Origin of the sequence: Actinomadura sp. 6K520, from assembly GCF_004349245.1 — a bacterium.
Classification (GTDB): Bacteria; Actinomycetota; Actinomycetes; order Streptosporangiales; family Streptosporangiaceae; genus Spirillospora.
In genome coordinates, this window is record NZ_SMLC01000244.1 from 1 (window position 1) to 8,493 (window position 8,493).

At 72.9% G+C, this 8,493-nt stretch carries 9 protein-coding genes; 6 read left to right on the forward strand and 3 right to left on the reverse strand.

From position 1 onward, the window contains the following. Positions 1-223 precede the first annotated feature (223 nt). Both E1289_RS34445 and E1289_RS34450 read left to right on the forward strand, forming a co-directional pair. The gene (locus tag E1289_RS34445; protein WP_131987842.1) at positions 224-1,168 is read left to right on the forward strand and encodes an NADP-dependent oxidoreductase; all 945 of its coding nucleotides are present in this window, start codon (positions 224-226) and stop codon (positions 1,166-1,168) included. Positions 1,169-1,224: 56 nt separating this feature from the next. Further along, a complete protein-coding gene (locus tag E1289_RS34450) occupies positions 1,225-1,452 on the forward strand; it encodes a hypothetical protein (RefSeq protein WP_131987844.1) in 228 nt (75 codons plus the stop codon). A gap of 29 nt (positions 1,453-1,481) precedes the next feature. Here the strand turns inward: E1289_RS34450 and E1289_RS34455 are convergent, their stop codons facing one another. Together E1289_RS34455 and E1289_RS34460 are read right to left on the reverse strand one after the other, a co-directional pair. Beyond that, positions 1,482-2,897 carry a HAMP domain-containing sensor histidine kinase gene (locus tag E1289_RS34455; RefSeq protein ID WP_131987846.1) on the reverse strand — a complete coding sequence of 472 codons (1,416 nt, stop codon included), beginning with the start codon at positions 2,895-2,897 and terminating at the stop codon, positions 1,482-1,484. Between the two features lie 98 nt (positions 2,898-2,995). Then, on the reverse strand, positions 2,996-3,934 hold the full coding sequence (locus E1289_RS34460; protein ID WP_131987848.1) for a sulfite exporter TauE/SafE family protein: 939 nt from the start codon (positions 3,932-3,934) through the stop codon (positions 2,996-2,998). A gap of 241 nt (positions 3,935-4,175) precedes the next feature. Between E1289_RS34460 and eno the strand changes: the two genes are divergently transcribed. Genes eno through E1289_RS34480 form a run of 4 tightly spaced genes read left to right on the forward strand, consistent with a single transcriptional unit; the run spans position 4,176 to position 7,496 of the window. Then, entirely contained in the window at positions 4,176-5,459 is a 1,284-nt protein-coding gene (gene eno / locus E1289_RS34465) for a phosphopyruvate hydratase (protein WP_131987850.1), read from the forward strand. After that, positions 5,459-5,938, forward strand: coding sequence for a septum formation initiator family protein (locus E1289_RS34470; protein WP_131987852.1), 480 nt, complete (start codon positions 5,459-5,461; stop codon positions 5,936-5,938). The genes eno and E1289_RS34470 overlap by 1 nt, the downstream gene beginning before the upstream one ends. A 23-nt stretch (positions 5,939-5,961) precedes the next feature. After that, positions 5,962-6,552 carry a DUF501 domain-containing protein gene (locus E1289_RS34475; RefSeq protein ID WP_131987854.1) on the forward strand — a complete coding sequence of 197 codons (591 nt, stop codon included), beginning with the start codon at positions 5,962-5,964 and terminating at the stop codon, positions 6,550-6,552. Continuing rightward, on the forward strand, positions 6,549-7,496 hold the full coding sequence (locus E1289_RS34480; RefSeq protein ID WP_131987856.1) for a Ppx/GppA phosphatase family protein: 948 nt from the start codon (positions 6,549-6,551) through the stop codon (positions 7,494-7,496). The genes E1289_RS34475 and E1289_RS34480 overlap by 4 nt, the downstream gene beginning before the upstream one ends. A 17-nt stretch (positions 7,497-7,513) precedes the next feature. Here E1289_RS34480 and E1289_RS34485 read toward each other — a convergent pair whose 3' ends face one another. Beyond that, positions 7,514-8,311, reverse strand: coding sequence for a DUF2510 domain-containing protein (locus tag E1289_RS34485; protein ID WP_131987858.1), 798 nt, complete (start codon positions 8,309-8,311; stop codon positions 7,514-7,516). Positions 8,312-8,493: the final 182 nt, after the last annotated feature.

An 8,493-nucleotide genomic window follows, 5' to 3' on the forward strand; every position in this document is an offset into this window, starting at 1 on the left:
TGATAGTTCTGCCTTCTCTTTTTTTTTTTTTTTTTTCACGACACGGCCACCACCGAAATCTACACGCGAAAGATCGTCGGCAGCGTCCGATGTGTATAAGAGACGGCCTGCCAGGAGATCCGGCCGGTCAGGCCCCCGCGTAGCACCGCTGACCTGTGTGATCGTCCGCAGCCCGGGTAGATCAACGGCGGGGTGTTGTTGAAGTATCGGGGGACGAAACGCCATGCAAGCCATCGCCGTGTCCGAATACGGTGCCACGCCGGCGCTGATGAACCTGCCGCGCCCGGAGCCGGGACCGGGCGAGATCCTCGTGAAGATGATCGCGGCCGGGCTCAATCCGATCGACTGGAAGATCGCCGACGGGATGTTCAAGGACTCCGCCGACGCGCCGTTCCCGCTGATCCTCGGCCGGGACGGCGCCGGGGTGGTCGACGACGTCGGCGAGGGCGTCACCCGGCTCCGCCACGGTGAGCAGGTCTACGGATGCTTCGACGGGGTGGACCGGGGGCTCGGCTCCTTCGCCGAGTACGCCGTCGCCCGCGACGACGGGCCGGTCGCCAGGATGCCGGAGGGCATGCTCTACACGCAGGCCGCGGCGGTGCCGACCGCGAGCATGACCGCGCTCGCCATGGTGGAGGCCGCCGGGATCGACGCGGGGCAGACCGTCCTCGTCGTGGGGGCGACCGGCGGCGTCGGGCAGGGCCTGGTCCAGCTCGCCGCGCGTGAGGGCGCCAAGGTCATCGCGACCGCCCGGGACGACATGGCCGGGACGGTGCGGCGCCTCGGCGCGGACGAGACCGTCGACCACACCGAGGACGACCTCAACCGGCAGGTCCTCGGCGTCCACGCGGACGGGATCGACGCCGTCCTCGACGTGGTCAGCGACACCGGCGCCACCGAGGGCATCGCGCAGTTGCTCCGGCCCGGCGGGGTGTACGTCAGCACCACGTGGTCGGTGAACCCGGACGCGATGGAGGCCAGGGGCCTGCGCGGGATCAACCTGGAGGCCGAGCCGTCGGCCGAGATGCTGGAACGGCTGTCCGACCTCATCGGCGCGGGCGCGCTGCGGGTGTCCGTCGAGCGCGAGGTCCCGCTGGCGGACGCACCGGCGGCGCTGGCCGACAACCGGGCCGGCGGCGCACGCGGCAAGACCGTGATCCGCATCTGAGCCACCGCGCGGGTGAGGACCGCAAAATCGCGGGCATGCCACCGCAAGGAGGACATATGAACCAGAGCATGAACCAGGTCGGTGACGACGACGCGCGGGACCGGCTCCGCGAGATCGACGAGACCCTCGACCGGCTCCGCTCCGAGCTTCCCGCGCCGTCCGGCGACCCGGCGGACTTCGTGGACTCCGGCCAGTACCTGGCCGCCCGCCAGGAACTGGAGGGCCAGATCGAGCTGCTGGAATCCGAGCGCGAACGTCTCCGCGGCCGGCTCGGGATGTCCTGAGCCCGCGCCCCGGGCGGGCCGGGTATGGGTCACCGGGGCAGCCGCAGGACGAAGCGGGCACCGGGCATGCCGTCGGAGCGGTCGGTGAGCACCAGCGTGCCGCGGTGCGCCTCGGCGATGTCGCGCGATATCGCCAGCCCGAGACCGGTCCCGCCGGCGTCGCGGTGCCGGTCCTGAGACAGCCGGGTGAAACGCTCGAAGACCCGCTCGCGGTCCTCGGGCAGGACGCCCTGGCCGTCGTCGATCACCTCGACGACCGCGGTGGCGGGCGGTTCCGGCCGCAGGACCACCGTCACCTCGCGCTCGGCGTGCCGGTCGGCGTTGTCGAGGAGGTTCCGCAGCAGCCGCGACAGCTCGTTGCGCCCGCCCTGCACCGTCACCGACCCCTCCGACAGGACCGTCACCTGGGTACGGCGGGGACGGGTCAGCACCTCCTGGTCCGTCAGCTCGGTGAGGTCCACCGTTTCGCGCTGGAAGTTCCGGTCGGCCTCCAGGCGGCCGAGTGCGAGCAGGTCGTCCACCACCGCGGTCAGCCGGTCGGTGTTGTCGAGGATGGCCTGCATCGTTTCCTGCGGGGCGGTGTCGTCGGGCGCCGCCAACGCCAGTTCCAGCTCCATTCGCAGCGCGGCGAGCGGGCTGCGCAGCTCGTGGGAGACGTCGGTGACGAACCCGCGCTGCCGCGCGACCGCCTGCTCCAGCCGGTCGAGGGTCGCGTTGATGCTCTCGGCGAGCAGCCCCACCTCGTCGCGGCGGGACGGCAGCGGCACCCGGCGCTCCAGGTCGGTGGCGGTGATCTCGTCCAGTTCCCGGCGGATCTCGTCGACCGGCCGCAGCGCGCGGCTCGCCGCCGCCCACGTAGCGAAGGCGACCAGGCCGGTGATGACCGGGACGCCGAGGATGAGCAGCGCCGCCGCCAGCGGCCGCGGGAACAGCCCCGGCGCCGGCGTCATCGAGTAGAGGAACACCGCGTCCCGGCCGACGCCCACGCGGAACTCGACGACGAGGAAGCAGTCCCCGCCGGGCGCGTCGATGTCGCAGCTGCGGCCGTCGGCGCGGTCGTCGGTCGACGGCGGCGGGGGGAACCGCACCGCCGGGCGGCCCTGCATCGCCGGGGTGGCGGCGAGCACGTCGCCGTTCAGGCCCACCACCTGCTGGAGAGCGCCTTCGGGCGCGGTGATCCGCTGCTGCAGGGCGCCGGCGTTGATCGCCGTCGCCGTCCTGCGTCCCTCGCGCGCCAGCCGCTGCAGGGTCTCGTTGGTCGCCTCCTGCCTGACCATGGTGAGCAGGACGGCGCACAGCGCCGTCGACAGGATCAGGGCGACGAGCCCGGACGTCAGCGTCACCCGGATGCGAATCTCCGGGTGACGCAGCACCGCCCGCCAGATCCAGCGGCTCAGGCCCGCCGTCCTGGGCCGGACACCTATGACGACCTCCCGGGGACGCATTTGCAGGTTCCCGTGGTTTCTTGCCTGAACGGGGCAAACACGACCGTGGGCGGCGGGTAAAGGATCGTCCATGCCCGGCGCCCGCCGGGCATGGACGATCAGGTGGCGGTGGGAGCGGCCGCCTTCCCCGCCTCGGCGGTGCCGTCGCCCTCGTCCGCCGCGGGCTCGGTGACGCGCTCCGCCAGGTGCCGCCGGATCGAGTGGGTCAGCGCCGCCGCCCAGATGGCGTAGCTGGCGGCGTAGCAGATCCACCGGACGCCGTCCGAGGCGTCGATCCAGTCGCTGCGCAGCAGCGTGCGGGTGTTGGTGAGGATGATGACCCCGCCGACCGCGCTGCCGAGGACGCGCGGCGGGATGTGCCGGACGAGCCACGCGGCGACCGGGGCCGCGATCAGCCCGCCGATCAGCAGCGCGGCCACCCAGCCGAAGTGGATGCCCGCCGAGCCGATGCCGACGAGGAAGCCGATGCTGGCGGACACGGCGATGAGGAACTCGCTGGTGTCGATGGAGCCGATGGTCTTGCGGGGCTCCAGCCGGCCGCTCGCCAGGATGGCCGGGGTGCCGACGGGTCCCCAGCCGCCGCCGCCGGTGGAGTCGACGAAGCCGGCGACGAGGCCGAGCGGGCCGAGGAACCGCTTGCGCAGCGGCCTGCCGAGCCGGTCGGTGCGGATACCCCGGAGGGTGAAGCGGACGAGGATGTAGGTGCCGAGCGTGAGCAGGATGATCGCCATCACCGGCCCGGCGGCCTCGGTGGAGAGCCCGGACAGGAACGTGGCGCCGGCGAACGCGCCGACGCTGCCGGGGATGCCGATCTTGGCGACGACGCGCCAGTCGACGTTGCCGAACTTCCAGTGGGAGGCGCCCGACGCCAGCGTGGTCCCGATCTCGGCCAGGTGGACGGTGGCGGACGCGGCGGCCGGGTTCGTGCCGATGGCGAGCAGCAGCGTCGTCGAGGTGACGCCGTAGGCCATGCCCAGACTGCCGTCGACGAGCTGGGCGCCCAGGCCGACCAGGGCGAGCAGGACGAGTTTTCGCACGGGTTTCACCTCGGGAGGTGCAGGAGGAGAGAATTTCCTACTAATCAGGTTTGGATACTGGGTTAGTAGACAATATGGGGATTGTGCACGTCAAGTGACCACCGGCCGGAACGACGCGAACTTCGCGGCGAATCCGGGCAACGGGCGTGGCCCGGTGAGCGGCGCGCGGGCCGCGCGGATAGGCTCGGTGCTCGCACGAGACCGCTGAAAACAGACCACTCGCACCACCAGGGGGTTCCCCGTGTCGTCGATCGAGGCCGTACTCGCCCGGGAGATCCTCGACTCCCGCGGCAATCCGACCGTCGAGGTCGAGGTCCTGCTCGCCGATGGGACGGAGGCGCACGCCGCCGTGCCGAGCGGAGCCTCCACCGGCCAGTTCGAGGCCGTCGAGCTGCGCGACGGCGGGGAGCGCTACGGCGGCAAGGGCGTCCGGGACGCGGTCAAGAGCGTCAACGAGACCATCGACGAGAAGCTCGTCGGCTACCCCGCCTCCGACCAGCGGCTGATCGACCAGCTGCTCATCGACCTCGACGGCACGCCCGCCAAGTCGGCCCTCGGCGCCAACGCGATCCTCGGTGTCAGCCTGGCCGTCGCCAAGGCCGCCGCCGACTCCGCCGGCCTCCCGCTGTTCCGCTACGTGGGCGGCCCGAACGCGCACCTGCTGCCCGTCCCGATGATGAACATCCTAAACGGCGGCGCGCACGCCGACACCAACGTCGACATCCAGGAGTTCATGGTCGCGCCGATCGGCGCCGCGACGTTCGCCGAGGCGCTGCGCTGGGGCGCCGAGACCTACCACGCGCTGAAGTCGGTGCTGAAGTCCAAGGGCCTGAACACCGGGCTGGGCGACGAGGGCGGCTTCGCCCCCGAGCTGCCGAGCAACCGAGACGCGCTCGACCTCATCATGGAGGCGATCCGCAAGGCGGGCTTCACCCCCGGACGCGACATCGCGCTCGCCCTGGACGTCGCCGCCACCGAGTTCCACGCCGACGGCCGGTACACCTTCGAGGGCACCGAGCGGACCGCGGACGACATGGCCGCCTACTACGGCGAGCTGATCAGCGAGTACCCCCTGGTCTCCATCGAGGACCCGCTCGACGAGGAGGACTGGACCGGCTGGGAGGGCCTCACCGCCGCGGTCGGCGACCGCGTCCAGATCGTCGGCGACGACCTGTTCGTCACCAACCCCGAGCGCCTCGGCCGCGGCATCAGGTCCCGCGCCGCCAACGCGCTGCTGGTCAAGGTCAACCAGATCGGCACGCTCAGCGAGACGCTCGACGCGGTCTCGCTCGCGCAGACCAGCGGCTACCGCTGCATGATGAGCCACCGGTCCGGCGAGACCGAGGACACCACGATCGCCGACCTGGCCGTCGCGACCAACTGTGGCCAGATCAAGACCGGCGCCCCCGCGCGCAGCGACCGGGTCGCCAAGTACAACCAGCTGCTGCGCATCGAGGAGCTGCTGGACGACGCCGCCCGCTACGCCGGCGCCGCCGCGTTCCCGCGCTTCGACGCGCAGGGCTGATGGCGCGGGGCGACGACCGCCGCGCCGAGGGCCCCCAGGACGGCCCCGCGGACGGCGCGGACGGCGAGGACGGCGCGGACGGCCGGGCGGACGGCACGCGCCGCGGCAATCCGGCGCTGACCAGCCGTGCCGCCATCCTCGCCGTGGTGGTCTGCGCGATCGCGCTGAGCCTGGCCTATCCCGTCCGGGAGTACATCGCCCAGCGGCAGGAGATCGCCGAGCTCCGGCAGCAGGAGGCGGTGGCCCGCCGGCAGGTGGAGATTCTCGCCCAACGCAAGCAGCAACTTGGCGACAAGTCGTACATTGAGCGTGAGGCGACGCGAAGACTCCATTACTGCCGTCCTGCCGTAAAGTGCTACATCGTGCTGGACGGTGGCGGGGACGGCGGCCGGCAGGCGCACAAGGGCGGCCCGACGAGCAGGCCGCCGTGGTACGAGACGCTGTGGCGGTCGGTGGAGGCGGCCGACAGGCCACGCTGACCCGTCCGCGGGTGGGGACGCAGATGAAGGAAGCAGGTGACCGGGCCGCGGTGGCGGACGCTGACAGGGCGGCGGTCGCGGCCCAGCTCGGGCGGGAGCCGCGCGGCGTGCGCGCGGTGGCGAGCCGCTGCCCGTGCGGGCTGCCCGCCGTGATCGAGACGGCACCGAGGCTCCCGGACGGGACGCCCTTTCCCACGCTGTTCTACCTGACCTGCCCGAAGGCGGCTTCGGCCATCGGGACCCTGGAGGGAAGCGGTGTCATGCGGGAGATGCAGGACCGGCTCGCCGGCGACCCGAAGCTGAGGGCCGCCTACACCGCGGCCCACGAGGACTACCTGCGCCGCCGCGGCGAGGCCGCCCGCGAGGACGGCATCGAGCCGCTGCCGGAGGGCGTGCAGAGCGCCGGCGGCATGCCCGGGCGCGTCAAGTGCCTGCACGCCCTCATCGCCCACGAGCTGGCGGTTCCGGGCGTCAACCCGTTCGGGCGGGAGGGGCTGGAGGCGCTCCCGGAGTGGTGGCGGTCCGGCCCCTGCGTCCGGCCGGACACCGGCGCCGGAGACACCGCCGATATCGATGACACCGGCACCACCGGCGACGAGGGGGAGGCCCGGTGACGCGCGTCGCGGCCGTCGACTGCGGCACCAACTCCGTCCGCCTCCTGATCGCCGACATCATCCCCGGCGAGGGCGGCGGCACGCTCACCGACGTCGAGCGCCGGATGGAGATCGTCCGGCTCGGCGAGGGCGTCGACGAGACCGGGCGGCTGTCGCCCGCCGCGCTGGAGCGGACCTTCGCCGCGATGCGCGGGTACGCCGACCTGATCGAGCTGCACGGCGCGCGGGCCGGGCACGGCCCGGTCAAGACGCGGGTCGTGGCGACCAGCGCGACCCGCGACGCGGAGAACCGGGCCGACTTCGTCAGCGGCGTCGTCGACATCTTCGGCGTCGTCCCCGAGGTGATCAGCGGGGAGGAGGAGGCCGAGCTGTCGTTCGCCGGCGCCACCCGGGAACTGGCCGCGCTGCGCCCCGCCCGCCCCTACCTGGTGGTCGACATCGGCGGCGGGTCCACCGAGTTCGTCCTCGGCACCACGTCGGCCGACGCCGCGCGCTCGACCGACATCGGCTGCGTCCGGATGACCGAGCGGCACCTGCGGGACGACCCGCCGACGCCGCTGCAGATCTCCGGTGCCGCCGCCGACATCGACGCGGCCCTCGCCTCCGTCCGCGAGACCGTGCCGGTGGACGAGGCGCGCACGCTCGTCGGCCTCGCCGGGTCGGTCACCACGGTCGCCGGGATCGCGCTCGACCTCCCGGAGTACGACTCGACCCGCATCCACCTGTCGCGGATCACCGCCACCCAGGTCCACGAGGTGACGCGGCGGCTGCTGCACGCCACCCGCGCCGAACGCGCCGAGATCGGCGTCATGCACCCGGGACGCGTCGACGTGATCGGCGCGGGCGCGCTGATCCTGGACCGGATCATGCGGGAGTACGGGTTCGGCGCGGTCGTCGTCAGCGAGCGCGACATCCTGGACGGGCTCGCCTGGTCCCTGCGCTGACCCGCCCGCTCACCGCCTCATCCCCGCAGCCGGGCCAGCAGGGCCGGGATCAGGACCGCGTTCGGGTTCTGCTGCGGCACGTAGAGGATGGGCGAGGAACTGCTGGACTGCTGGATCCACACCCGGCCGCTGTCCACGGTCGCGCCCGCGATGGCCGACCAGCTCAGCGACACCCGGTTGCCGCGGACGCCGCCCGGGTGGAACGTCAGCCCCTGCGCCACGTCGATCGACTCGCCGGCCCGGACCCGTCCCGCCAGCTCGGCCACGAGCCGCGGCTCGGCGTACTCCTGGCAGAGCTGGATCAGCCGCCCCCACACCTGCTCCGGCTCACCCTGCCCCGGGCCGGGGGCCATCGCGGCGGGGGACAGCGCGTCGGGCTCGATGACGACCTCGACGCGGGGGCCGGAGCGAAACGGGTACCGGCCCGCCTGGAAGATCCACTGGGTGCCCGGCCCCTGGCCGGATCCGGCCGGTCGCTGCGCCGCCCAGTACGCCACCCACTCCACCCGCGGCCAGGCCAGCGAGGCGTCCCCGTAGGCCACCATCTGGTCGTCGGCGTGCAGGTGGAGGCCGTGGACCCGCACGCCGAGCGGCTGGACGGCGGGCCGGGAGCCCCAGCTGGCCCGCTGGGCGTGCGGGGCGGCGTAGGCCGTCACCGGGGCGTGCTCCTCGTGGACCGGCCGCTCCGGGCGGGGGAGCCGTACCCGCGGCGGGCGGGCCGGCTCGGGGTTGAGGCGCTCGGTCCAGCTCTGCCCGTCCCACCAGCGCAGGCTGCCCGTGCCGTAGGGGTCTGGATACCAGCCCGGTTGCGACACTGCCTGCCTCCGCTTCGCCATCGGCGTCCGCCGGACACCCGCCTCCCCGACCGGCGAACGCATCGTACCGATACGGCCCGGTGAAGCAGCGGTATGGGCGGAACCCGGCCACCGCCCGTGGCGTGCGACGATCGATGGTATGCCGACCGCCAACGCCCCCTTCGTGCCGCCCGGCTCCGGAT